This is a genomic window from Citrobacter europaeus, from assembly GCF_037482245.1.
GTDB lineage: Bacteria > Pseudomonadota > Gammaproteobacteria > Enterobacterales > Enterobacteriaceae > Citrobacter > Citrobacter europaeus.
Genome location: NZ_CP148084.1, coordinates 4,229,348 through 4,256,121 on the forward strand (window position 1 = coordinate 4,229,348; position 26,774 = coordinate 4,256,121).

Genomic DNA, 26,774 nt, shown 5'->3' on the forward strand with positions numbered 1-26,774 from the left:
ACAAGCGCGCCCGGAAAGAGTGGCGCGCTTTCTTTTTATTCCGTTATATATTCTGCAAACGAACTGCGATACATACAATTATTAGCACAAACGTATTTAATCACGTTATCATAATGTCCCAGAGTATCCTCCCCATCCAGTGAATGAAAGAAAATATAATCTGCAATTGTTGATTGCCAGCGTTGTCCGTTCAATAAGTAATTAATAACCGTATCACGATGCCCATTTATTCTGTCATGTCCTTGCCAGTGAAAAAAAGCATTCCCTCGCTCAATAACCTCAGTACGCCAGATTTGCCCTGACCACGTTCTATACTCAATGTATCGACTTACCGACTTAATTGTAGGATTAGATAACTGAGTATTCACGAAGAGATAGTGATCATATCCTACCTGTAACGCCTGAGTATAAACATTCATAATACCTCTCCATCATACAACACACCCAAGCTATTGATATAAAACACTCGAGCTATCAGATGAATAAAATTATATTAAGCGATAAAAATCAAATTATACAGAGAGATATTCCCGACGAAATCGAACTGAAAATCCGTTTTTATCCAGACAATAGCAAGCCATATAAATATATTACATTCAACCTGATAACCCGAATGTTTCGATTAAAATAGTTACACTAACCATGAATAAAAACAAATAAAAATAGGGACAATTTTCTCTGAACCGAGGGATAAGTAACAAAACTGGATGAGCACAATTCCGAAAATGACACAAAAATCCTGATGCGGACTTCCAACTTATGAAAAATACATAACCACAAAGAAATAGTAAATACAAATAGCCATGACAGGCCAATAAAATAATTCAAAGGAAAATATTCAAGAGCGGCATTCATTTATTCAATACCAAACCCGACCCTGTAACACTTTACTGCAGAGGGAGTTTTGCCTTTACTGTTGCGGCAACTTCCTGCAACGTTCATTTTTAACTGTACAAAATAACAGTACAATCATGTAAACCAGGCTATAATAATGCCTGGTTTTTTAATGGATACGTAGCGTGGCGCAGGCAGGCTTTATTTTAACCCGGCACTGGCGGGACACCCCGCAGGGAACTGAGGTCTCATTCTGGCTGGCTACAGACGACGGGCCACTGCAAGTCACGCTCGCGCCTCAGGAGTCGGTGGCGTTTATTCCTGGCAGTCAGGTTCCTCGCGTAACATCATTATTACGCACTGAAAACGGCTATCGCCTGACGCCGCTTCAGTTGCAAGACTTCCACCGCCAGTCCGTTTCCGGCCTGTATTGCCGCTCACATCGCCAGCTTATGCGCCTGGAAAAACTGCTGCGCGAAAACGCGGTTACTGTCTATGAGGCTGACGTGCGCCCGCCGGAGCGGTATCTGATGGAGCGCTTTATCACGTCCCCTGTTTGGGTTGAAGGCGACAGACATAATGGCACGCTGGTTAATGCCCGGCTGAAGCCGAACCCGGATTATCGACCGCCGCTGAAATGGGTATCGCTGGATATCGAAACCACGCGCCACGGCGAACTCTACTGTATCGGTCTTGAAGGCTGTGGGCAGCGTATTGTCTACATGCTCGGCCCGGAAAACGGCGACGCCTCAGCGCTGGATTTTGAACTCGAGTACGTCGCAAGCCGCCCGCTGTTGCTGGAAAAACTTAACGACTGGATTGCCCGTCACGATCCCGATGTGATAATCGGCTGGAACGTCGTGCAATTCGATTTACGCGTCCTGCAAAAGCATGCCGAACGTTACCGTATTCCTCTGCGTTTTGGTCGTGATCATAGCGAGCTGGAGTGGCGCGAGCATGGCTTCAAAAACGGCGTGTTTTTCGCGCAGGCTAAAGGTCGCCTGATTATCGACGGCATCGAGGCGCTCAAATCCGCATTCTGGAATTTCTCGTCATTTTCGCTGGAGACGGTATCGCAGGAGCTGCTGGGCGAAGGGAAGTCAATTGATAATCCCTGGGACAGGATGGACGAAATCGATCGCCGGTTTGCCCAGGATAAGCCCGCGCTCGCTACCTATAATCTCAAAGACTGTGAACTGGTCACGCGTATTTTTCATAAAACCGAGATCATGCCATTCCTACTGGAACGATCGACGGTCAATGGCCTGCCGGTCGACCGGCACGGCGGCTCCGTTGCCGCCTTCGGCCATCTCTACCTGCCACGAATGCATCGGGCGGGTTACGTGGCGCCAAATCTGGGGGAGGTTCCCGCGCACGCCAGCCCCGGCGGCTACGTAATGGACTCACGCCCGGGTTTGTACGACTCCGTACTGGTGCTGGATTACAAAAGTCTGTATCCGTCAATTATCCGTACATTTTTGATCGATCCGGTGGGACTTATTGAAGGGATGGCGCATCCGGATCCGGAGCACAGCACCGAAGGATTCCTTGACGCCTGGTTCTCACGCGAAAAACATTGCCTGCCGGAAATCGTTACCCAGATCTGGCATGGGCGCGATGAAGCCAAACGCCATGGCAATAAACCGCTCTCGCAGGCGCTGAAAATCATCATGAACGCATTTTACGGCGTGCTTGGCACCACCGCCTGCCGTTTTTTCGACCCGAGGCTGGCTTCGTCTATCACCATGCGCGGTCACGCGATCATGCGTCAGACCAAAGCGCTGATTGAAGCTCAGGGTTACGACGTTATCTATGGCGATACCGACTCGACCTTTGTCTGGCTTAAAAAGGCGCACTCAGAAGAGGATGCCGCCCGGATTGGCCGTGAGCTGGTGAGCTATGTCAACGACTGGTGGGCGCAGTCGCTGAAGCAACAAAACCTTACCAGCGCGCTGGAACTGGAATTTGAAACCCACTTTTGCCGCTTTCTGATGCCAACCATTCGCGGTGCAGATACCGGCAGCAAAAAACGCTACGCCGGGATGATTCAGGCGGGCGCAGAGCAGCGCATGGTGTTTAAGGGGCTGGAAACGGTACGAACCGACTGGACACCGCTGGCCCAGCAGTTTCAGCAGGAGTTGTACCTGCGAATTTTTCGTAACCAGCCCTATCAGGAGTTCGTTCGCGAGACTATCGACCGTCTGATGGCGGGTGAACTGGATGAACAACTGGTGTACCGTAAGCGTCTGCGCCGCCCGTTGAGCGAATACCAGCGCAATGTTCCGCCACACGTGCGCGCTGCGCGGCTAGCCGATGAGCAGAATGTCAAACTGGGGCGTCCACCGCAGTATCAGAATCGCGGTACGATTAAATATGTCTGGACGATTAATGGTCCAGAACCTGTTGATTATCAGCAGTCTGCTCTCGATTATGAGCATTATCTGACCCGTCAGATCCAGCCGGTCGCCGAGGGAATTCTTCCCTTTATTGACGATAATTTTGCTACACTACTCACAGGACAACTGGGGTTATTTTGACGCGTGACGAAACCGCCGCCATCCAGTACCATAGCGCCCTTTCCATTCCTGGACCCATTTAACACCACTACCACTGATTTATTAGCCTGGTAGCGGGGTCGTATGCTCTCAATAACGGGGATTAGCCCGGAAAATGACGAGTATTGCCTGCAATTAAAGATATAGAGCCGAACATATATGCCTTTTACACTTGGTCAACGCTGGATCAGCGATACAGAAAGCGAATTGGGACTTGGTACTGTTGTCGCCATGGATGCGCGAACCGTCACTTTACTTTTCTCATCGACGGGCGAAAACCGTCTGTATGCGCGCAGTGATTCCCCCGTGACCCGCGTGATGTTCAATCCTGGTGATACGATAACGAGCCATGAAGGCTGGCAACTGCATGTCGATGAAGTAAAAGAAGAAAACGGCCTGCTTGCCTATATCGGAACCCGCCTTGATACAGAAGAAACCGGTGTAACGCTGCGTGAAGTGCTGCTCGACAGCAAACTGGTATTCAGCAAACCACAGGATCGCCTGTTTGCCGGTCAGATTGACCGTATGGACCGCTTTGCGCTGCGCTATCGCGCGCGTAAATTTCAGAGCGAGCAGTACCGTATGCCGTGGAGTGGTTTGCGTGGTCAACGTACCAGCCTGATCCCCCACCAGCTCAACATTGCCCATGATGTTGGCCGCCGCCATGCTCCTCGCGTTCTGCTGGCTGATGAAGTTGGTTTAGGTAAAACCATTGAAGCCGGGATGATATTGCATCAACAGCTACTTTCCGGCGCTGCAGAACGCGTGCTGATCATCGTCCCGGAGACGCTACAGCACCAGTGGCTGGTCGAAATGCTGCGCCGTTTCAACCTGCGCTTTGCGCTGTTCGATGATGAGCGTTATGCAGAGGCGCAGCACGACGCCTACAACCCGTTTGAAACCGAACAGTTGGTTATCTGTTCGCTGGACTTTGCCCGTCGCAGTAAACAGCGTCTGGAGCACCTGTGTGACGCCGAATGGGATCTGCTGATCGTCGATGAAGCCCACCACCTGGTGTGGAGCGAAGACGCGCCCAGCCGTGAATATATGGCCGTTGAACAACTGGCAGAGCGCGTGCCGGGTATCCTGTTGCTGACCGCAACGCCTGAACAGCTGGGCCTGGAAAGCCACTTTGCGCGCCTGCGCCTGCTGGATCCAAACCGTTTCCACGATTTCGCCCAGTTTGTTGAAGAACAGAAAAACTACCGTCCGGTCGCCGACGCCGTCGCCATGCTGCTGGCTGGCAACAAGCTGAGTAACGATGAGCTGAACATGTTAGGCGACATGATTGGCGAGCAGGACATTGAGCCGTTATTGCAGGCGGCAAACAGCGACAGCGAGGATGCCCAGAGCGCGCGCCAGGAGCTGGTTTCAATGCTGATGGACCGCCACGGTACCAGCCGCGTGCTGTTCCGTAATACCCGTAACGGTGTGAAAGGCTTTCCGAAACGCGAACTGCATACCATCAAATTACCGTTGCCAACCCAATACCAGACGGCGATTAAAGTCTCCGGCATTATGGGCGCGCGTAAGAGTGCGGAAGACCGGGCGCGCGACATGCTCTACCCGGAACAGATTTATCAGGAGTTCGAAGGCGACACCGGCACCTGGTGGAACTTTGACCCACGCGTGGAATGGCTGATGGGCTACCTGACCAGCCACCGCTCGCAAAAAGTACTGGTCATCTGCGCGAAAGCCACCACCGCGCTTCAACTGGAGCAGGTACTGCGCGAGCGTGAAGGTATCCGCGCCGCCGTGTTCCATGAAGGGATGTCGATCATTGAACGTGACCGCGCGGCGGCCTGGTTTAGCGAAGAAGATAGCGGCGCCCAGGTGATGCTGTGCTCTGAAATCGGCTCCGAGGGGCGTAACTTCCAGTTCGCCAGCAATCTGGTGATGTTTGATCTGCCGTTCAACCCGGACCTGCTGGAACAGCGTATTGGCCGTCTGGATCGTATTGGTCAGGCGCATGATATCCAGATCCACGTTCCATACCTGGAAAAAACCGCGCAATCCGTGCTGGTGCGCTGGTACCACGAAGGTCTGGATGCGTTCGAACACACCTGTCCGACCGGACGCACCATCTATGACACAGTCTATAACAATCTAATCGGCTACCTGGCTGAGCCAGAAAACACCGATGGCTTTGACGATCTGATCAAGACCTGCCGCGAACAGCATGACGCGCTGAAAGCACAGCTGGAGCAAGGGCGCGATCGCCTGCTGGAGATCCATTCGAACGGCGGCGAAAAAGCTCAGCGGCTTGCTGAAAGTATTGAAGAGCAGGACGACGATACCAGTCTGATCGCCTTCGCGATGAACCTGTTTGATATCGTTGGTATTAATCAGGATGACCGTGGCGACAATTTGATCGTGCTCACACCGTCCGATCATATGCTGGTGCCAGATTTCCCTGGGCTGCCGGAAGATGGCTGCACCATTACGTTTGAGCGCGATGTCGCTCTGTCGCGTGAAGACGCGCAGTTTATTACCTGGGAACATCCGTTGATCCGTAATGGTCTGGATCTGATCCTCTCCGGCGACACCGGTAGCAGCACCATTTCGTTGTTGAAAAACAAAGCGTTACCGGTCGGTACTCTGCTGGTTGAACTGGTCTACGTTGTGGAAGCGCAAGCGCCGAAACAGCTGCAGTTAAACCGTTTCCTGCCGCCAACGCCGGTACGTATGCTGCTGGACAAAAACGGCAATAACCTTGCCGCGCAGGTTGAATTCGAAACCTTTAACCGTCAGCTCAGCGCCGTTAACCGCCATACCGGTAGCAAACTGGTCAACGCCGTCCAGCAGGATGTTCATGCCATTCTGCAACTCGGCGAAGCGCAGGTGGAAAAATCGGCCCGCGCGCTGATCGACGCGGCGCGTAAAGAAGCGGACGAGAAGCTGACGGCAGAACTCTCCCGTCTGGAAGCGCTGCGCGCCGTTAACCCGAATATCCGTGATGACGAACTCAGCGCAATTGAAAGCAACCGCCAACAGGTGATGGAAAGCCTGGATCAGGCAGGCTGGCGTCTGGATGCCCTGCGCCTGATCGTCGTGACGCATCAGTAACGGAGCCATACATGGGGATGGAAAACTATAATCCGCCGCAGGAACCCTGGCTGGTTATCCTGTATCAGGATGAGCACATTATGGTGGTCAACAAGCCGAGCGGCTTGTTGTCCGTGCCGGGCCGTCTGGATGAGCACAAAGACAGCGTGATGACGCGCATACAGCGCGATTATCCGCAGGCTGAATCCGTACATCGTCTGGATATGGCCACCAGCGGCGTGATTGTAGTGGCGCTAACGAAAGCGGCAGAGCGCGAACTAAAGCGCCAGTTTCGCGAACGTGAGCCGAAGAAACAGTATGTTGCGCGCGTGTGGGGGCATCCCGCTCCTGCCGAGGGACTGGTTGATTTACCGCTGATTTGCGACTGGCCGAACCGGCCAAAGCAGAAAGTGTGTTATGAGACCGGAAAATCGGCGCAGACCGAGTATGAGGTGGTGGAGTTCGCGGCGGATAATACCGCCCGGGTGGTGCTCAAACCCATTACCGGACGCTCCCACCAGCTGCGTGTGCATATGCTGGCATTAGGGCATCCGATCCTGGGCGACCGCTTCTACGCCCCGCCACAAGCCCTGGCGTTAGCACCGCGCCTGCTGCTGCACGCAGAGATGTTAACCATCACCCATCCCGAATACGGCAACAGTATGACGTTTAAAGTCCCGGCGGATTTTTAAATTCTGAGCCAATTTATGCCGGGGGCGCTTCGCTTGCCCGGCCTACATTCATTAACGTAGGTCGGATAAGGCGCTAGCCGCATCCGGCAATTCAATCACTTGAATCCTTTTTGATCCTTAATCAGCTCATACGCTTTTTGAATTTCCTGCGCTTTTTGCTTCGCCATTTCCATCATTTCTGGCGGCAGGCCTTTCGCAACCAGTTTGTCCGGATGGTGCTCGCTCATCAGCTTACGATAAGCGCGCTTAATGGTGGTCGCATCGTCGGTTGTTTTAACACCGAGAACATTGCAGGCGTCTTCCAGCGTCGGGCCTCGTTGCGCCTGCTGCCAGCCGCCGCCAGCGGACTGCTGCTGATATCCGCCGCCGAACTGTGCCCCGCCCTGCATCATGCGCAGAAACTGATCAAACTGGGTACGTGAGATCCCTAACTCTTCAGCAATCACATACAGCACTTCACGCTCGTTAGGATGCAACGACCCATCGGCAAATGCCGCCTGGATCTGAATCTCCAGAAACATGCGGATCAGATCGAATCGACCAAAACAGACGCTGCGAAACTGACGCATCTTTTCACGTAATGGGTAATTGTCTGATTTTCCCACCCGGAAGGCGTGTTGCGCGGCGGTGCGCGAATCTCCGTGCAAATTCATCCGATCCATCAATTGGCTGGCGATATGAATATCGGCTTCCGTGACGCGACCTTTGGATTTGGTCAGATGCCCCATCACCTCAAAGGTGGTGGCAAAAAACAGCGCCTGGCGTTCACGTTGGTTGGCAAACCACGCCATTTTGCGCATGCGGGCTTTGTCGAACATGTGGCCAACTAACAGGCCCAGAACCACACCCCAGAAGCCGCCGCCCATCATTAAGGCCACGGCTACACCAATTATCTTTCCCCAATACTGCATAGACTCCCCAAACCTTTATGCTCTCAGCCAGGCTATGTCCCACAATATAAGGTGCTTTTACCGATTTGCGGCTGCGGTCAATTGTGGGACATCGCCTATAATTTGCATTATCATACCTGTCATTCAATGCCGTGCCTAACACCACAAACGCTATACCCGTTGGATTTCGAGTTGCAGCAAGGCGGCAACGTAGTGAGTCCCCTGTAGCTTACTCATGTAAGTGACTGGGGTGAACGAGGAAGACAACGACGATGCAGCTTGAAAGGTGGCGGGTATAAAATGGGCAGGATTAATACTAGCGAAGTGAAGATGAGATAAGTTAGGCTGTGACCGTTTGTCACGCGCGACGCTACTGATGATGGAACAATAAATACAACGTATGAAAAAACGTATTCCCACTCTTCTGGCCACCATGATTGCCAGCGCCCTCTATAGCCATCAGGGCCTGGCAGCCGATCTCGCCTCACAGTGTATGCTGGGCGTGCCAAGCTATGACCGTCCTCTGGTACAGGGCGAGACCAATGAATTACCCGTCACCATCAATGCCGACAACGCCAAAGGGAATTACCCGGATGACGCGGTGTTTACCGGCAACGTGGACATCGCACAGGGTAATAGCCGCCTGCAGGCAGACGAAGTGCAGCTTCACCAGAAGCAAGCCGATGGCCAGCCGGAGCCAGTACGTACCGTCGATGCGCTGGGCAATGTCCATTATGATGATAATCAGGTTATTCTGAAGGGGCCGAAGGGTTGGTCTAACCTGAATACCAAAGATACCAACATCTGGGAAGGTGATTACCAGATGGTAGGCCGTCAGGGGCGCGGAAAAGCCGACCTGATGAAGCAGCGTGGGGAAAACCGCTATACCATTCTGGAAAACGGTAGCTTCACCTCCTGTCTGCCAGGTTCCGATACCTGGAGCGTTGTCGGTAGCGAAGTCATTCATGACCGTGAAGAACAGGTCGCGGAGATCTGGAACGCCCGCTTTAAACTGGGTCCGGTTCCGATCTTTTACAGTCCTTATTTACAGTTGCCCGTTGGTGATAAGCGCCGTTCCGGTTTCCTGATCCCGAACGCAAAATATTCTACCAAGAACTATTTTGAGTTCTACCTGCCGTACTACTGGAACATTGCGCCCAATATGGACGCCACTATCACGCCGCATTATATGCACCGTCGTGGCGGGATCATGTGGGAGAACGAATTCCGCTACCTCACTCAGGCTGGTGCGGGCCTGATGGAGTTCGATTATCTGAACTCCGATAAAGTGTACGAGGATGAACATCCGAAAGATGACAATTCACGTCGCTGGCTGTTTTACTGGCAACACGCCGGTGTAATGGACCAGGTGTGGCGTTTCAACGTCGACTACACCAAAGTCAGCGACTCCAGCTACTTTAATGATTTCGATAACAAATACGGTTCCAGTACCGACGGCTACGCCACGCAAAAATTCAGCGTTGGCTACGCGGTACAGAACTTTGACGCCACGGTTTCGACCAAGCAGTTCCAGGTCTTTGACGATCAGAATACAAGTAGTTATTCCGCTGAGCCGCAGTTAGATGTCAACTTCTACCAAAATGACGTTGGTCCGTTTGATACCCGCATTTATGGCCAGGCGGTGCATTTCGTTAACACCAATGACGACATGCCGGAAGCCACACGTGTTCACCTGGAACCGACTATCAACCTGCCGTTATCGAATAACTGGGGAAGTATCAATACCGAAGCGAAACTGCTGGCAACGCACTATCAGCAGACCAACCTGGATTGGTACAACAATAACCCGAGTAACGTTAACAAGCTCGATGATTCAGCCAACCGCGTCATGCCGCAGTTTAAAGTTGATGGCAAGATGGTGTTCGAGCGTGACATGCAAATGCTGGCGCCGGGTTATACCCAGACGCTGGAGCCACGCGCTCAGTACCTGTACGTCCCGTATCGCGACCAAAGTCATATCTATAACTATGACTCGTCCCTGCTGCAAGCTGACTATAGCGGCCTGTTCCGTGACCGTACCTATGGCGGCCTGGACCGTATCGCTTCCGCCAACCAGGTGACGACCGGGGTCACATCTCGCGTTTATGATGACGCAGCCGTTGAACGTTTTAATATTTCTGTGGGTCAAATCTACTATTTCACCGAGTCTCGCACCGGCGATGACAACATTAAATGGGAGAATGACGACAAAACAGGTTCACTGGTATGGGCGGGCGACACCTACTGGCGCATCTCCGATCGTTGGGGTTTACGCAGTGGGATCCAGTACGACACGCGTCTGGACAGCGTCGCAACCAGCAGCAGCAGTATCGAATACCGTCGCGACGAAAACCGTATGCTGCAGCTGAACTACCGTTACGCCAGTTCGGAGTATATCCAGGCCACTCTGCCGTCTTACTACTCCACGGCAGAGCAGTATAAAAACGGGATTTCGCAGGTGGGCGCAGTGGCAAGCTTCCCGATCGCCGATCGCTGGTCGATTGTCGGAGCTTACTACTTCGACACCAACGTGAACAAAGAAGCGGACTCCATGCTGGGCCTACAGTACAACTCCTGCTGTTACGCCATTCGCTTCGGCTACGAACGTAAGCTGAACGGTTGGGATGACACTCAGAAACATGCAGTTTATGACAACACGATCGGCTTTAATATCGAACTGCGCGGCCTGAGCTCCAACTACGGTCTCGGCACCAACCAAATGTTGCGTTCGAACATTTTGCCGTATCAAAGCTCTTTATGATCTGATTGATTTACAACGTAATCCGCATTGCGGTTAATTGAAATGGAAAAAGTATGAAGAACTGGAAAACGCTGCTTCTCGGTATCGCCATGATCGCGAATACCAGTTTCGCTGCCCCACAGGTAGTCGATAAAGTCGCAGCCGTCGTCAATAACGGCGTCGTTCTGGAAAGCGACGTCGATGGCTTAATGCAGTCAGTAAAACTTAATGCAGGTCAGGCTGGTCAGCAGTTACCGGACGATGCCACGCTGCGTCATCAGATCCTGGAACGTTTGATCATGGATCAAATCCTCCTGCAGATGGGTCAGAAGATGGGTGTGAAAATCTCTGACGAGCAGTTGGATCAGGCTATCGCCAATATCGCCAAGCAGAACAACATGACGCTGGATCAGATGCGCAGCCGTCTGGCACAGGATGGCTTAAGTTATTCGACCTATCGTAGCCAGATCCGCAAAGAGATGACCATCTCTGAAGTGCGTAACAACGAAGTTCGCCGTCGCGTCACTATCCTGCCTCAGGAAGTGGATGCCCTGGCACAGCAGGTCGGCAACCAGAACGATGCCAGCACCGAGCTGAACCTGAGCCACATTCTGATCCCATTACCGGAAAACCCAACCTCCGACCAGGTTAACGCGGCTGAAAGCCAGGCGCGCTCGGTTGTTGATGAAGCGCGTAACGGTAGCGATTTCGGCAAACTGGCCATCACTTATTCAGCCGACCAACAGGCGCTGAAAGGCGGCCAGATGGGTTGGGGACGTATTCAGGAGCTGCCGGGTATCTTCGCCCAGGCGTTAAGTACCGCGAAAAAAGGCGATATCATCGGCCCAATTCGTTCAGGTGTCGGCTTCCACATCCTGAAAGTGAACGACATGCGTGGCCAAAGCCAGAGCATCTCCGTGACTGAAGTTCACGCCCGCCACATTCTGCTTAAGCCGTCGCCGATCATGACCGATCAACAGGCGCGTCTGAAGCTGGAACAAATCGCGGCAGATATTAAGAGCGGTAAAACTACCTTCGCGGCAGCGGCTAAAGAGTTTTCTCAGGATCCCGGTTCTGCTAACCAGGGCGGCGATCTGGGCTGGGCTGCAGCGGACATTTTCGACCCTGCTTTCCGCGATGCGCTGACCAAACTTAATAAAGGCCAGATGAGCGCCCCGGTGCACTCCTCTTTCGGTTGGCATTTGATCGAACTGCTGGACACGCGTAACGTTGATAAAACTGACGCGGCGCAGAAAGACAGAGCTTACCGTATGCTGATGAACCGTAAATTCTCGGAAGAAGCAGCAACCTGGATGCAGGAACAGCGCGCCAGCGCCTACGTTAAAGTTCTGAGCAACTAATGACTCGTACTCAACGCGTTGTTATCACTCCCGGCGAACCCGCCGGGATTGGCCCGGACCTGGTGGTTCAGCTCGCCCAGCGCGAGTGGCCTGTAGAACTCGTTGTCTGTGCGGATGCAGCACTCCTCAGTGACCGGGCAGCGATGCTCGGTTTACCGCTTTCACTCCTCCCATACTCTCCAGATATCCCAGCCAAACCGCAATCAGCAGGCACATTGACGCTGTTACCGATTGCGCTGCGGGCACCTGTTGTCGCGGGTCAGTTGACGGTAGAGAACGGGCAATATGTAGTGGATACGCTGGCTCGCGCCTGCGATGGTTGTCTGCAAGGTGAGTTTGCGGCGCTGATCACCGGTCCGGTTCACAAGGGTGTAATCAATGACGCAGGCGTCCCGTTTACCGGGCATACCGAGTTTTTTGAAGAGCGCTCACAGGCAAAGAAAGTCGTCATGATGCTGGCGACGGAAGAGCTGCGCGTTGCCCTGGCAACCACGCATTTGCCGCTCAGAGCCGTTGCCGACGCCATTACGCCCGCCCTGCTTCAGGAAGTGATCGGCATTTTGCATCATGATTTGCGCACCAAATTCGGCATTGCCGATCCGCATATCCTGGTGTGCGGTCTAAACCCGCATGCCGGTGAAGGCGGTCATATGGGAACGGAAGAGATAGACACCCTCATTCCGGTACTCGATGAACTGCGTGCGCAAGGGATGAAATTAAACGGTCCGCTGCCCGCAGATACGCTGTTTCAGCCCAAATATCTCGACCACGCGGATGCCGTGCTGGCAATGTACCACGATCAGGGCCTCCCCGTGCTAAAATACCAGGGATTTGGTCGCGGTGTGAATATCACGCTGGGCCTGCCCTTTATTCGCACATCCGTCGATCACGGCACCGCACTTGAACTTGCGGGTCGTGGGCAAGCAGATGTCGGCAGTTTTATTACGGCGCTTAATCTCGCCATCAAAATGATTGTTAATACTAATGAATAATCGAGTCCATCAGGGCCACTTAGCCCGTAAACGTTTCGGGCAAAACTTCCTCAACGATCAATTTGTGATCGAAAGTATTGTCTCTGCTATCAACCCGCAGAAAGGTCAGGCTATGGTCGAAATCGGCCCGGGCCTGGCAGCATTGACCGAACCCGTTGGCGAACGCCTGGACAAGCTCACGGTCATTGAGCTGGACCGCGATCTCGCCGCGCGCCTGCAAACACACCCGTTTTTAGGGCCAAAGCTGACGATTTATCAGCAAGATGCCATGACCATGAACTTCGGCGAACTGGCACAAACGATGGGTCAGCCGCTGCGCGTATTCGGCAACCTGCCGTACAACATCTCCACGCCGCTGATGTTTCATCTTTTTACCTATACTGATGCCATTGCCGACATGCATTTCATGTTGCAAAAAGAGGTGGTCAATCGTCTGGTTGCAGGGCCAAACAGTAAAGCGTATGGTCGATTAAGCGTCATGGCGCAGTATTACTGCAATGTGATCCCGGTACTTGAAGTGCCGCCATCTGCATTTACGCCTGCGCCTAAAGTCGATTCCGCCGTCGTGCGTCTGGTCCCTCACGCGACAATGCCGTACCCGGTTAAAGATGTCCGTGTGCTGAGCCGTATTACCACCGAAGCGTTTAATCAGCGCCGTAAAACGGTGCGTAACAGCCTCGGTAACCTGTTTAGCGTTGAAGTACTGACAGAGCTGGGCATTGATCCGGCGATGCGAGCGGAAAATATCTCTGTCGCGCAATACTGCCGGATGGCTAACTATCTGTCAGAAAACGCGCCATCGAAGGAGAGTTAAACATGATCAATTCGCCCCGAGTGTGCATTCAGGTACAAAGCGTCTTCATTGAGGCGCAATCCTCACCTGATGATGAACGTTACGTTTTTGCTTATACCGTGACTATCCGCAATTTGGGGCGAGCGCCTGTGCAGCTGTTGGGGCGTTATTGGCTGATCACCAATGGTCATGGTCGCGAAACCGAAGTTCAGGGCGAAGGTGTGGTTGGCGTTCAGCCCCACATCGAACCTGGCGAAGAGTACCAGTACACCAGCGGTGCAGTGATTGAAACGCCGCTGGGCACCATGCAGGGTCATTACGAAATGATTGATGAGCAAGGAATCGCCTTTACCATCGACATTCCCGTGTTCCGACTCGCCGTTCCTACACTCATTCATTAAAACAATAGCTATGGCAACATACCTCATTGGCGACGTTCACGGTTGTTACGATGAACTGGTAGCCTTGCTGCACCAGGTAGACTTTAATCCAGAACAAGACACCTTATGGCTCACCGGCGATCTGGTCGCCCGTGGGCCAGGGTCGTTAGACGTTTTACGCTACGTTAAATCGCTGGGCGACAGCGTACGGTTAGTCCTCGGCAATCACGATTTACACCTGCTGGCCGTGTTTGCCGGCATCAGTCGGAATAAACCAAAAGATCGGCTTACGCCGCTGCTTGAAGCACCGGATGCTGATGCATTGCTTAACTGGCTCCGCCGCCAGCCGCTGTTGCAGGTAGATGAAGAGAAGAAACTGGTGATGGCGCACGCAGGGATTACTCCACAGTGGGACCTGCAGACGGCGAAGGACTGTGCTCGCGATGTTGAAGCCGTATTGTCGAGCGATTCGTATCCCTTCTTCCTGGATGCGATGTATGGCGACATGCCAAACAACTGGACCCCAGAACTGACCGGTCTGGCCCGCCTGCGTTTTATTACCAATGCGTTTACCCGCATGCGTTACTGCTTTCCCAATGGTCAGTTGGATATGTACAGCAAAGAGTCGCCAGAAGATGCGCCAGCCCCGCTGAAGCCGTGGTTTGCCATTCCAGGCCCTGTCAGTGAAGCCTATAGCATTGCTTTCGGGCACTGGGCATCGCTGGAGGGCAAAGGCACGCCAGAAGGTATTTACGCGCTGGATACGGGGTGTTGCTGGGGAGGCGATCTCACCTGTCTGCGTTGGGAAGACAAACAGTACTTCGTGCAGCCATCAAATCGCCATTTGAATCTGGATCCCGGCGAGGCGGTCAACGCCTGATAGTCGTCTGCCGGATGCGGTGCTCGCACCTTATCCGGCCTACGAATCTGCCATCAGGCAGCCAAATTAACGACGCTCCAGAATCTCGAAGCAATAGCTGTGGGAGTTTTGCGCGTCGGCATCGTGGAATTCACTGAACACCGATTCCCAGTCATCCGGTTCGTAGTCCGGGAAATGCGTATCCCCTTCAACTTCCGCATCGATGTGCGTCAGATACAGTTTCTGCGCTTTCGGCAGGAACTGCTCATACACACGTCCACCACCAATCACCATAATTTCAGGTTCATCGCCGCAGGCCGCAATCGCTTCATCAACAGACTTCACCCACTGCACGCGATTGTCGGTGCCTGGCTTGCTGCTGATGACGATATTTTTACGCCCAGGCAACGGTCGCCCGATGGATTCCCAGGTGTGGCGTCCCATGACAACCGGCTTATTTAAGGTATTACGTTTAAACCAGGCGAGATCGGCAGGTAGGTTCCACGGCATGGCGTTTTCCATACCGATGACGCGATCTACCGCTAACGCCGCAATCAGACTGATCATTGAATGTTTCCCGGATACAAAAAAATTGTCGCCACTATACGGAAAGCGCAATCTTTCGTCGACTGGCGGAAAGAGGATGAGCATGAAAATTTTCCGTTCTGCTGGCGAACCGACCTATTTAAGGTGGTACGCCAGCATTACAGTAGTTCAAAAACAGCCAATTAGCAGTAAAGTTTGCAGAACATCATATTTTTTACCCTATGCTGACGGTTTCACTTCCGGCTCATCGGCGACGTCGCCCGTATGCTTACCTTCATCCGTGCCTTGCCAGCCATGGCGTTGAATCAACGATAAGTGCTGACGATCTTCCGCAATAATTTCACTCAGCATTGCGCTGGTGCGTTTATAAACCGCCGCGCGGGAAGTCGCGTCATTTTCCCCTTTCACCATCTCCTCAACCATCAGCGTATTGAAGCGGCGGAATACGTCGGCCCGCTCTCGCGCTTCATAGCGGCCAAGTCCGAGCCCTTCCAGTGCCAGGCGTCCGGTCTTCAGTGCGCCTTCAAAGGTTTCACGTTCCGGCATATCCACGCCCGCCTGGCGCAGCCGGATGTAATGATCCACGTCGCGCGCACGGGCAATAATTTGCAGATGCGGGAAATGCTCCTTCACCATTTCGGTCAGTTGCAGGCTGGTTTGCGGATCGTCAATAGCGTTAATAATAACTTCAGCTTTCGCCGCCCCGGCAGACTCCAGCAGATCCATCCGGGTCGCGTCGCCATAGAAAACCTTCATCCCGAATTTACGCAGCGTTTCGATATGGTCCGGGTCATGATCAAGAACCACCATTTTGACCCCACTCGACAGCAACAGACGACCGGTTATCTGGCCAAAACGCCCGAACCCGGCGATGATCACCCGCGGCTGTTCCTCGTCAATTTCATCGGCCTCCCGCTCTTCACCGGTCGCCGATTTTTCCAGACGCGTCAAAATCACCAGTAAAATCGGCGTGGCCGCCATCGACAGCGCCACCGCCAGCGTGAGAGATTTCGCCCAGTCAGGGTCAAGCACGTTTGCCATTTGCGCCGCGCCAAACACCACGAAAGCAAACTCACTGCCCTGCCCTAATAATACGGCAAACCATCTGCGCTGCTTGTTCGGTACCTGTAAGGGTTTCGCTATCAGCCACAGCATGACGGTTTTGATAACCAGGAAACCGACCAGCAGGATGATAATACGCAAGGGATTATCAATCAGCGTACCAAAGTCGATAGACATCCCCACGCCGATAAAGAACAGTCCCAGCAACAACCCTTTAAACGGCTCAATATCGCTTTCAAGCGCGTGGCGATACTCAGAGCTCGCCAGCAGCACACCGGCCAGGAATGCCCCCATCGCCATCGACAGTCCAACCTCTTCCAACAGCAGACCGAAGCCAAACACGAGGAACAGCGCAACGGCACTGAATACTTCCCGCAGGCCCGAGCGGGCGACAAAACGTAAGGCCGGACGTGTCACATAACGCCCCAACACCACCACCAATACCAGCGCGCCCGCCACCTTAAGGGCAGACAATGCAAACGCCCCAAGCGTTGTTGATGCGCCGCTCGCCGCCAGTAATGGGATCATCGCGACCAGTGGAATAGCGGCGATATCCTGGAACAGCAGCACGGCAAATGCGCTACGCCCCAGTTGCGACACCATCAGGTTACGTTCATTCATCGCCTGCATAGCGATGGCCGTGGAGGAAAGCGCCAGCGTCATGCCGATCAGTTCCGCTACCTGCCAGCGCAGGCCAAGGAACATACAGAACAAACCAATCAGACCACCGCAAACCACCATCTGCAGCGCGCCGCCGCCGAACACCGAGGCTCTCAGTTTCCACAAACGTTGCGGATCCAGCTCCAGGCCGATAACAAACAGCATCAGCACCACGCCAATTTCCGCAAAATGCAGGATTGATTCGGCATCCGTCACCAGCCTCAGACCCCAGGGTCCGATAATACATCCGGCGATAAGATACCCCAGCACCGACCCCAGCCCCAGCCGCACGGCGATGGGGACAATCAGTGCCGCCGAGCCGAGATAAATCAGCGCCTGTATCAGCGTATGGCTATCCATGATGAACCTCCTGCCACTCCAGCAGACGTTGTTTGTAATGACGCGCCTGCGCCTGCAGGGTTTCATCATCGCAGATAAACGTACAGTGCATCGCAAACGGCGGCAGCCATTTGAGGCCACAATAAAGCGCCGTTGCCTGTAAGGGCTGGGAGAGCACATCAAATCCAGGATGGGAGCCAATATCAAAGTGGTTTTCACCGCCGCCGGTGGTCACTGCCCATAGCAAATGCTTGCCGTGGAGCGCAGTTCCACCGTGACCGTACGCCCAACCGTGCGAAAGGACCTTATCCATCCACAGCTTGAGTAACGGAGGTGTGCTATACCATTGCATCGGATGCTGCCAGATGATCAAATCAGCGCGCGACAGCGCATCCTGTTCAGCGGCAATATCGATATTGAAGTCGGGGTAGAGCTGGTAGAGCGAGCGGATCTCCACGCCCTCCAGCGTCCTTGCCTGTTCAAGCATCCGCTTATTCGCATGCGAGTGCTGCGGATAGGGATGCGCATAAATGATGAGGATCATGATTAGCCTGTTTCACTGCATTATTGTAATAACAGTGAGTTTAGTCAGTTAATCCACAGGCTAACAGTCAATATTATTGAGTAGATAAATGGAAAAATCTGAGTTAGTTGTCCAGCTCGCTCATATCTTTAACCTGGTCGCGGTTAATCTGCTCCGCCTTACCCGTTTGCGCATTTTTGTACGATACCAGGCCGGTATCATCATCGACTTGCGGTTTGCCGTCAGTGACGATGGTTTTGCCATCGGTGGTTTTAACCGCCTGGTTTGAGGAACAACCGGCTACGGTAAACAGTGCTGCTGCGGTAAAAATAGACGTGATCAGGATATGTTTTTGCATGGTGTTCTCCCTGCTTTTCAGTTGTTTTCAGTAAAATACCCAATTAACTGTAGGCTAACTGACTGAGTTGCAGGAAAAATACAGAACACTCCTAATAGCCTGTCCTGGTCACGGGCTTACTGCGAATCGTCATTTGACTGGTTTGCGCCAGCGTCAGCCCCCGCGTTTCCGGCGCGAAAGCAATCGACACCAGCAGGCCAATCAGCGAAATTCCCGCCCCCATCAGCATGACATTACTGATGCCGTATTTGCTAATGAATACCGGCAGGGCCCAGGTTGAAACAATAGTGCCGATGCGGCTTAACGACATTATCACCCCGACGGCAGACGCGCGAATATCGGTAGGAAACAGTTCGTTCGGGTATAGCCACTGCAGGTTTCCTGGTCCCCCCGAGAAAAACGCGTATACGGCAAACGCCAGCACCACCAGCCACGCCCCCATATCAGGGATTAACCCCAGCACGGCCAGCGCCAGCGTCATCATAATAAAGCTGCCAATCAACAGCGGTCGGCGGCCCGCGCTATTGAGCCAGAACATGGGAGGAATGCACCCCAGCATAAAGCACAGGCTTATCACCACATTGCCCAACGCGGCGCTTTTCCCGGCACCAAGCCCCAGCAACCCAACAATCTGCGGACCGAAGGTATAGATGGCGAACATCGGGATCACCTGACAGGTCCAGATAACGGCGACAAACAGAACAAACGGGAAATGACGGCGATTAAACAGCTGTAAGAAGCGCGTCTCCTGCGGCGCTTCTTCGTCGAACACCACCGGTTCGCCGAACAGTTTGATCATCATCTCCTCGCACTCTTTCACCCGCCCTTTACGCAGCAGCCAGCGCGGGGATTCAGGAAGATCGAAACGTCCAATCAGGATCAAAATGCAAGGGATCACCGCGCTGCCCAACATCCAGCGCCATCCACCCTCAACATCATACAAACAGTAACCGACCAGGTCGGCACAGGTGGCGCCGACATACCACATCGCGGCGATAAAACCGATGGAAAAAGCGCGCTGGCGGGTATTGGAGAACTCGGTAATCATCGAGGTAGCGATCGGGTAATCAGCACCAATCACAATGCCGATTAGCACGCGCATCACCAACAGCTCAACGGGCGAGGAGACAAACATGGTTGCCGCCGATATCACGCCAATGGCGATAATATCGATGATGAACATTTTGCGCCGCCCGACCTTATCGGAAATGTAGCCAAACAGCGACGTCCCCACAAACAGACCGGCGAGCGTGCCAGCGCCCAGCAGACCAATCCACTGTGCGTCCAGTTTCAATGCTGGCGTGAGCTGCTCCAGCGCCACGCCAATCATCACCAGCACATAACCATCCAGAAACGGCCCACCGCTTCCCCACAGCATTATCCGGCGGTGAATAGAGGTAAATTTGATGTCATCAAAGTTCCTGGGCTGCTGCATAGCGACTTCCTGTTTCAACACGGGCAAAGCGTCATCTGTAGGCCGGATAAGGCGTTTACGCCGCCATCCGGCATTGGCGCCACATGATTGCCGGATGGCGATGCTACCGCATCTTATCCGGCCTACGGGGGCACAACCTCGTACTTATTAGCCGTAGCGAAATTCCACGCCAAAGGTTCCGCGCGGGTATTCCCACTTTTCCAGCGCGGTATCAAGTCCGAGAATGCGGCACGTTCCGCACTCCAGGCACCCGGCGTAATCAAAACGCACACTGCCGTCGTCCTGCTTTTTATACAGTCCAGCCGGACAGGCCTTAATCAGCACTTCCAGCGCCTGTTTATCAGGTTCGGTTTTGAGAATGATATGCGGGCTGTCTTCATCCACATTGAACTTATTGACGCCCAGTTTGACGTCCACATTGACGGGAGATGTCATAATACGGTCACTCCTTTCAGGCCATCTTTCATCAGGTTGATGAAGCCCACTTTCTTCGCATGGCGCAGGATTTTTTTGCGCATTGGCACCGGAGCGGAACCATCCACGGTGAACAGGTCGCGCGCGATACTGACCGCCATTTCAGGATAGGCGGTAAACATGCGTGGGTTATCAAGGAAAGCGGGAAGCTTCTGATACATGCGCATATCGCGCATCGGACCCTCGTCGAGATGCTGACGATATTCGCCCAACGACTGCTTGCTAAAATCATCGCGCTTCATTGCTGAGAGCACCGTTTTCGCCGCCGCTTCACCTGCGGATATGGCGAGATCCATACCGCGGATGGTAAAGCCGAGGTTCATACACATTCCGGCAGCATCACCGGCAATCAGGACGCCGTCACCCACCAGTTCTGGCTGCATATTGATACCGGCTTCCGGAACAACATGCGCGGCATATTCCACCAGCTTGCCACCAGCGATCAGCGGGGCTACTGCCGGATGCTGTTTGAAATCTTCCAGCATTTGCGGGACCGATTTTTTCGCGTCTTTCAGATGATGAAGGCCGCAGACCAGTCCCAGAGAAAGGGTCGTTTCATTCGTATAAAGAAAGCCACCGCCCATCAATCCATCGGTTGGCGAACCGGCAAACAGGCAGGCTGCGCCTTCGTTCCCCTGTAACTGGAAACGATCTTCAATTACCGATTTTGGCAGTTCGATCAGCTCTTTTACGCCGACGGCAACATGCGATGCCTCCACGCGCTTTGCCATACCCAGCTTTTCAGCCAGCAGAGAATTCACCCCGTCGGCGAGGATCACCACTTTAGCTTCCAGAATATCGCCGTCGGCTTCCACGCCCACGACTTTACCCTCGCGCTGCACAACGTTATCCACGCGAATACCGGTGATGAGCTGAGCGCCCGCCTCTTCGGCCTGCTCCATCAGCCAGGCGTCAAATTTACTGCGTAAGACGGAATAAGAAACCTGCGACGATGCGGCCTCTTCACCATTGCAGTAATCGATGGTCATCGCCCCTTTGTCGGTCATAAAGGCGAGTTTTTCGTGGGTGATGATGCGTTCAATGGGAGCTTGCTCAGCAAAACCGGGAATGATGCGCTCCAGGCTATGCGCATACATGCGCCCACCGGTGACATTCTTCGCGCCAGCAGAATTGCCGCGCTCGATAACCAGCACCTGTGCGCCTTCCCGAGCCAGCACCAGCGCCGCAACCGAACCCGCCAGACCTGCACCCACGATGATGGCATCAAAGATATCTTCGGACATACGTACTCCTGTCAGCGGCAGGATACCTTCGCATCCTGCCCGAATGGTTTAACGCGCTAAGGCAGCCGTCAGCGCAGGCAGGATCTTCAGCGCATCGCCAACGATGCCATAATCTGCATACTGGAAAATCGGCGCATTTTTGTCTTTGTTGATGGCGAAAATCGTCTGTGCGCCGTTAGCGCCGACCATATGTTGGATCTGCCCGGAGATCCCCACGGCCAGATACAGTTCAGGCTTAAGCATCAGGTTGGAGATGCCGACGTAGCGTTCATGCTCCATCCACTTCTCGTTTTCCGCCACCGGGCGGGAACATGCCAGCTCAGCGCCAATCGTCTGGCACAGCGCTTCTGCCAGCGAGATATTTTCTTTACTGCCGATACCGCGCCCCACGCTGACCACCAGACGGGCTTTGTCGAGATCGACGCTGTTGCTCTGACGCGCCTGAGTGGCTGTACGCGTCACGGCAATGGCCGGAGCCTGCCACTGCACGGTGTGCACCTCGCCGCTGCGGGCGGTATCCGGTTGCTGCGCATCAAATGTTCCGCTGCTGAGCGTGATCACGGCAAACGGTGAGGCGATTGTTTCTGCTCCCATCGCCAGGCCGCCGTAGACCATATGTTTGACCGCCGCTTTTCCGTCCTGCACTGCAACTGCGCTGGCGTCATTTGAGACCGCAGCCGACAAGCGAAAGCCCAGCTTTGCCGCTAGCAGCTTGCCCCGACGCGTATTCGGCAGCAGCACCGCGCCGTCCTCGCTGTGCTGACGAATGGTCTCGGCCATCACATCGGCGTAGTCTTCAACCATACGGTCTTCGGGTTTGCCGCTGAGCAGCCAGACATGTTCCGCGCCTAAATGGCATGCCGTCGCGCCGTCCTCATCGCTGAGCACAAACGTGTTAACTTTTTCACCTAAAGCCTGCGCACCATTCATCAGTTCCGGCAGACGAGAAGGGGTATCGCTGAATACCCAGATACTGGAAAATTTGTTCATAACATCCCCTGATAATTAAATGATTTTGCGAAGATTCTCGACAAACGCGGCAATCTGTTCTTCACCGTCGCCTTCAATGACAACGCGCTGACGCTCGCGCTGCTTCGGCGCAGCAACCTGTTGTTCGGAATACGCCTGCGCGCTGTTCAACCCAATGTCTGCAGGCGACCAGACCTGAACCGGTTTTTTCGCTGCGCCAAGGATGGCTTTCATAGAAGGGATTTGTGGGGTGTTGATATCCGTAGAAACTGCGATCACCGCCGGGAGCGGGATGCTTAGCGTTTCAACTTCATCTTCCAGTTCACGCTCTACCGTCAACGTGCTGTCGGTAAGCGAGAGGATTTTACTCACGCCGTTAATCGCCGGAACGTTCAGCGCTTCGCCCACCAGCAGACCAACCTGCTGAGCATAAAGATCGGAAGAACCGTCACCGCAAATAAGCAGATCGAAACCTGACTTTTGCGCCGCGGCAGCCAGCGCGGTGGCCGTTTGTTGCGGCAGCGCCTGCTCGAATTGATCGTCGATAACAACAATCAGTTCATCCGGGCCACGGGAGAGCACATCTTTGCGCCCTTTTGCATTAGTCAGCGCTTTGCCGCCAACGCTCATGGCGACAACCTGGGCCTCTCCTGCCAGTTGTTTCAACTGACAGGCCGTTTCGATCGCATTCAGATCGTATTGGCTGATTTTGCCATCTGCTTTGCTGAAATCGAGAGAACCATCAGCATTATTAATCACAATATCCTGTTCATCAGGTACGCATTTGTAGCAAGTAATTATCTTCATTGCATCTCCAGAAATCATGAAGGAAACGTATTTATATCGGCGGTGTTAAATACAGATATCACGCTCTTTAATTCGGAAATAAAACATTAATCACCAATATTGAAAATGTCACACATTGAAATTCGTAACTTTCAATAGTGTTACATGCCTCACCAATATTGAAAGAATCATGTCAAACACGAAAATTTTCAATATTGTTTACTGGTTCAACAATATTGAACGCCAGTCACTTAAAAAAGTTAAAAAATCAACACTAACTATATAATTAATAAAGAAAAAACAAGAAAACACCAACAAAATAGCCAGCATAAAAAAGTGTGACCGCGATAACGGAATAGCCGGAAATGAATACCCATTATGAGTTACTCACTGAGGCGCTCCCAGAGGTTAAAAAGTTATCAACAAATCATTAATAATAAATAAACAAACGATCATGCACGGGTACGCTAAATAAATTTCGTTTTCACACTGGAATTCACTTATGAAAAATGAAAAGAGAAAATCGGGAATTGAACCGAAGGTTTTTTTTCCGCCATTAATAATAGTCGGAATACTTTGTTGGCTAACAGTAAGAGATCTGGACGCGGCTAACGTCGTTATTAATGCGGTATTCAGTTATGTCACCAACGTCTGGGGTTGGGCATTTGAATGGTATATGGTCGTCATGCTCTTCGGCTGGTTCTGGTTGGTCTTTGGCCCGTATTCGAAAAAGAAATTAGGCGACGAAAAACCCGAGTTTAGTACCGCCAGCTGGATTTTTATGATGTTCGCTTCCTGTACATCCGCCGCGGTGCTGTTCTGGGGTTCCATCGAGATCTACTACTACATCTCCACCCCGCCGTTTGCCCTCGCCCCTAACTCCACGGGCGCAAAGGAACTGGGCCTGGCGTACAGCCTGTTCCACTGGGGACCTCTGCCGTGGGCAACCTATAGCTTCCTCTCCGTAGCCTTCGCCTACTTCTTCTTTGTGCGCAAGATGGACGTCATCCGCCCCAGCTCCACGCTGGTGCCGCTGGTGGGCGAAAAGCATGCGAAAGGGCTGTTCGGTACGATCGTCGATAACTTCTACCTGGTGGCGCTGATCTTTGCGATGGGTACCAGCCTCGGTCTGGCGACGCCGCTGGTCACCGAGTGTATGCAATGGCTGTTCGGTATTCCGCATACGCTGCAACTCGACGCCATCATCATTACCTGCTGGATCATATTGAACGCTATTTGCGTGGCCTGTGGCCTGCAAAAGGGAGTCAAAATCGCCAGCGACGTGCGTAGCTACCTGAGCTTCCTGATGCTGGGCTGGGTGTTTATCGTCAGCGGCGCCAGCTTCATCATGAACTACTTCACCGACTCGGTCGGCATGCTGCTGATGTATCTGCCGCGCATGCTGTTCTACACCGATGCCATCGGCAAAGGCGGCTTCCCGCAGGGCTGGACCGTCTTCTACTGGGCGTGGTGGGTCATCTACGCCATCCAGATGAGTATCTTCCTGGCGCGTATTTCTCGCGGTCGTACCGTACGTGAACTGTGCTTCGGGATGGTACTGGGCCTGACTGCTTCGACCTGGATCCTGTGGACTGTCCTTGGCAGCAACACGCTGCTGCTGATGGATAAAAACATTCTCAACATCCCGCAGCTGATTGAACAACACGGCGTGGCGCGCGCCATTATCGAAACCTGGGCAGCTTTACCGCTTAGCACCGCCACCATGTGGGGCTTCTTCATCCTCTGCTTCATTGCCACCGTAACGCTGATTAACGCCTGCTCTTACACCCTGGCGATGTCCACCTGTCGCGAAGTTCGCGACGGCGAAGAACCGCCGCTGTTAGTGCGTATCGGCTGGTCCATTCTGGTCGGCATCATCGGTATCGTTCTGTTGGCGCTGGGCGGGCTGAAGCCGATACAGACCGCGATTATCGCCGGAGGATGTCCGCTGTTCTTCGTCAACATCATGGTGACGCTGTCCTTTATTAAAGACGCCAAAGTGCACTGGAAAGACAAGTAATTCTTATTAACCCAATTGATCAAGAGGCTGAAAGATGGATTTCAACTTAAATGACGAGCAGGAACTGTTTGTCGCTGGTATTCGTGAACTGATGGCCAGTGAGAACTGGGAAGCTTATTTTGCCGAGTGCGATCGCGACAGCGTCTACCCTGAGCGTTTTGTAAAAGCGCTGGCGGATATGGGCATTGATAGCCTGTTGATTCCGGAAGAACACGGTGGACTGGAAGCGGGTTTTGTCACCGTCGCCGCCGTCTGGATGGAGCTCGGACGCCTGGGCGCGCCAACCTATGTGCTGTACCAGTTGCCAGGCGGTTTTAACACGTTCCTGCGTGAAGGGACCCAGGAGCAAATCGATAAAATCATGGCGTTCCAGGGTACCGGTAAGCAGATGTGGAACTCTGCCATCACCGAACCGGGAGCGGGATCGGATGTTGGTAGCCTGAAAACCACTTATACACGTAAAAATGGTAAGGTTTATCTTAATGGCAGTAAGTGCTTTATCACCAGCAGCGCCTATACCCCGTACATCGTGGTGATGGCGAGGGATGGCGCATCGCCGGATAAACCTGTTTACACCGAGTGGTTCGTTGACATGAGCAAAGCGGGTATCAAGGTCAACAAGCTGGAGAAACTCGGTCTGCGCATGGACAGCTGCTGTGAAATCACCTTTGACGACGTTGAACTGGACGAGAAAGACATGTTCGGTCGGGAAGGTAATGGCTTCAACCGCGTGAAAGAAGAGTTTGACCATGAACGCTTCCTCGTCGCACTGACCAACTACGGTACGGCAATGTGCGCTTTTGAAGATGCGGCGCGCTACGCCAATCAGCGCGTACAGTTTGGCGAAACTATCGGCCGTTTCCAGCTGATTCAGGAGAAGTTCGCGCACATGGCGATCAAACTGAATTCCATGAAAAACATGCTGCTGGAAGCCGCATGGAAAGCGGATAACGGCACCATTACTTCAGGCGACGCGGCAATGTGCAAATACTTCTGCGCCAATGCCGCGTTTGAAGTGGTCGATACCGCCATGCAGGTGTTGGGCGGAGTAGGTATCGCGGGCAACCATCGCATCACGCGCTTCTGGCGCGACCTGCGCGTTGACCGTGTTTCTGGTGGTTCTGACGAAATGCAGATCCTGACGTTGGGTCGTGCGGTACTCAAGCAATACCGCTAGAACGACGCAACCTGTAGGCCTGATAAGACGCTTTAGCGTC

The 26,774-nt window shown here is 53.2% G+C and carries 22 protein-coding genes; 11 read left to right on the top strand and 11 right to left on the bottom strand.

Annotated elements, in window-relative coordinates:
• Positions 1-35: 35 nt before the first annotated feature.
• Complete coding sequence (locus WHR59_RS19815; RefSeq protein WP_043018405.1) at positions 36-419, bottom strand: DUF4751 family protein; 384 nt, start codon at positions 417-419, stop codon at positions 36-38.
• Positions 420-1,019: 600 nt separating this feature from the next.
• On the opposite strand from WHR59_RS19815, the gene polB reads away from it, so the two are divergent.
• From polB to rluA, 3 genes are all read left to right on the top strand, one after another.
• Positions 1,020-3,371, top strand: coding sequence for a DNA polymerase II (polB, locus tag WHR59_RS19820; protein ID WP_043018403.1), 2,352 nt, complete (start codon positions 1,020-1,022; stop codon positions 3,369-3,371).
• Positions 3,372-3,548: 177 nt separating this feature from the next.
• Positions 3,549-6,455, top strand: a complete 2,907-nt coding sequence (rapA, locus tag WHR59_RS19825) for an RNA polymerase-associated protein RapA (protein ID WP_338843393.1) — start codon at positions 3,549-3,551, stop codon at positions 6,453-6,455.
• Positions 6,456-6,466: 11 nt separating this feature from the next.
• Positions 6,467-7,126 carry a bifunctional tRNA pseudouridine(32) synthase/23S rRNA pseudouridine(746) synthase RluA gene (rluA, locus tag WHR59_RS19830; protein ID WP_042312382.1) on the top strand — a complete coding sequence of 220 codons (660 nt, stop codon included), beginning with the start codon at positions 6,467-6,469 and terminating at the stop codon, positions 7,124-7,126.
• 95 nt (positions 7,127-7,221) lie between these two features.
• Here the strand turns inward: rluA and djlA are convergent, their stop codons facing one another.
• Positions 7,222-8,037, bottom strand: a complete 816-nt coding sequence (djlA, locus tag WHR59_RS19835) for a co-chaperone DjlA (protein WP_200001307.1) — start codon at positions 8,035-8,037, stop codon at positions 7,222-7,224.
• 379 nt (positions 8,038-8,416) lie between these two features.
• On the opposite strand from djlA, the gene lptD reads away from it, so the two are divergent.
• The 6 genes from lptD to apaH are packed head-to-tail and all read left to right on the top strand — an operon-like array spanning position 8,417 to position 15,162.
• Positions 8,417-10,777, top strand: a complete 2,361-nt coding sequence (gene lptD, locus WHR59_RS19840) for an LPS assembly protein LptD (RefSeq protein ID WP_043018399.1) — start codon at positions 8,417-8,419, stop codon at positions 10,775-10,777.
• 53 nt (positions 10,778-10,830) lie between these two features.
• A complete protein-coding gene (gene surA, locus WHR59_RS19845; RefSeq protein WP_003829603.1) occupies positions 10,831-12,117 on the top strand; it encodes a peptidylprolyl isomerase SurA in 1,287 nt (428 codons plus the stop codon).
• The gene (gene pdxA, locus WHR59_RS19850) at positions 12,117-13,109 is read left to right on the top strand and encodes a 4-hydroxythreonine-4-phosphate dehydrogenase PdxA (protein WP_087051003.1); all 993 of its coding nucleotides are present in this window, start codon (positions 12,117-12,119) and stop codon (positions 13,107-13,109) included. Before surA ends, pdxA begins: the two co-directional genes overlap by 1 nt.
• Positions 13,102-13,923: a 16S rRNA (adenine(1518)-N(6)/adenine(1519)-N(6))-dimethyltransferase RsmA gene (gene rsmA, locus WHR59_RS19855; protein ID WP_005124503.1), complete on the top strand. Its 822-nt coding sequence runs from the start codon at positions 13,102-13,104 to the stop codon at positions 13,921-13,923. The genes pdxA and rsmA overlap by 8 nt, the downstream gene beginning before the upstream one ends.
• A gap of 2 nt (positions 13,924-13,925) precedes the next feature.
• Positions 13,926-14,303: a Co2+/Mg2+ efflux protein ApaG gene (gene apaG, locus WHR59_RS19860; protein ID WP_338843394.1), complete on the top strand. Its 378-nt coding sequence runs from the start codon at positions 13,926-13,928 to the stop codon at positions 14,301-14,303.
• 10 nt (positions 14,304-14,313) lie between these two features.
• Positions 14,314-15,162: a bis(5'-nucleosyl)-tetraphosphatase (symmetrical) ApaH gene (gene apaH, locus WHR59_RS19865; RefSeq protein WP_043018397.1), complete on the top strand. Its 849-nt coding sequence runs from the start codon at positions 14,314-14,316 to the stop codon at positions 15,160-15,162.
• 66 nt (positions 15,163-15,228) lie between these two features.
• Here apaH and folA read toward each other — a convergent pair whose 3' ends face one another.
• The 9 genes from folA to WHR59_RS19910 form a co-directional block, all read right to left on the bottom strand.
• Positions 15,229-15,708, bottom strand: a complete 480-nt coding sequence (folA, locus tag WHR59_RS19870; protein WP_338843395.1) for a type 3 dihydrofolate reductase — start codon at positions 15,706-15,708, stop codon at positions 15,229-15,231.
• A 198-nt stretch (positions 15,709-15,906) separates the two neighbouring features.
• The gene (gene kefC, locus WHR59_RS19875; protein ID WP_043018396.1) at positions 15,907-17,769 is read right to left on the bottom strand and encodes a glutathione-regulated potassium-efflux system protein KefC; all 1,863 of its coding nucleotides are present in this window, start codon (positions 17,767-17,769) and stop codon (positions 15,907-15,909) included.
• Positions 17,762-18,292, bottom strand: a complete 531-nt coding sequence (gene kefF, locus WHR59_RS19880; protein ID WP_043018395.1) for a glutathione-regulated potassium-efflux system oxidoreductase KefF — start codon at positions 18,290-18,292, stop codon at positions 17,762-17,764. The genes kefC and kefF overlap by 8 nt, the downstream gene beginning before the upstream one ends.
• Before the next feature lie 103 nt (positions 18,293-18,395).
• The gene (locus WHR59_RS19885) at positions 18,396-18,629 is read right to left on the bottom strand and encodes a YgdI/YgdR family lipoprotein (RefSeq protein ID WP_338843396.1); all 234 of its coding nucleotides are present in this window, start codon (positions 18,627-18,629) and stop codon (positions 18,396-18,398) included.
• A 91-nt stretch (positions 18,630-18,720) separates the two neighbouring features.
• Positions 18,721-20,064, bottom strand: a complete 1,344-nt coding sequence (locus WHR59_RS19890; RefSeq protein WP_043018394.1) for an MFS transporter — start codon at positions 20,062-20,064, stop codon at positions 18,721-18,723.
• Positions 20,065-20,211: 147 nt separating this feature from the next.
• Positions 20,212-20,499 (bottom strand): ferredoxin-like protein FixX, encoded by a 288-nt coding sequence (fixX, locus tag WHR59_RS19895; protein WP_047406270.1) that lies wholly within the window; start codon positions 20,497-20,499, stop codon positions 20,212-20,214.
• Complete coding sequence (locus WHR59_RS19900; protein ID WP_043018393.1) at positions 20,496-21,782, bottom strand: FAD-dependent oxidoreductase; 1,287 nt, start codon at positions 21,780-21,782, stop codon at positions 20,496-20,498. The genes fixX and WHR59_RS19900 overlap by 4 nt, the downstream gene beginning before the upstream one ends.
• A 48-nt stretch (positions 21,783-21,830) precedes the next feature.
• Positions 21,831-22,772: an electron transfer flavoprotein subunit alpha/FixB family protein gene (locus WHR59_RS19905; protein WP_043018392.1), complete on the bottom strand. Its 942-nt coding sequence runs from the start codon at positions 22,770-22,772 to the stop codon at positions 21,831-21,833.
• Positions 22,773-22,787: 15 nt separating this feature from the next.
• Positions 22,788-23,558: an electron transfer flavoprotein FixA gene (locus WHR59_RS19910; RefSeq protein WP_338843397.1), complete on the bottom strand. Its 771-nt coding sequence runs from the start codon at positions 23,556-23,558 to the stop codon at positions 22,788-22,790.
• A 481-nt stretch (positions 23,559-24,039) separates the two neighbouring features.
• Between WHR59_RS19910 and caiT the strand changes: the two genes are divergently transcribed.
• A complete protein-coding gene (caiT, locus tag WHR59_RS19915; RefSeq protein ID WP_043018390.1) occupies positions 24,040-25,557 on the top strand; it encodes an L-carnitine/gamma-butyrobetaine antiporter in 1,518 nt (505 codons plus the stop codon).
• A 34-nt stretch (positions 25,558-25,591) separates the two neighbouring features.
• A complete protein-coding gene (gene caiA / locus WHR59_RS19920) occupies positions 25,592-26,734 on the top strand; it encodes a crotonobetainyl-CoA dehydrogenase (RefSeq protein ID WP_003018898.1) in 1,143 nt (380 codons plus the stop codon).
• Positions 26,735-26,774: the final 40 nt, after the last annotated feature.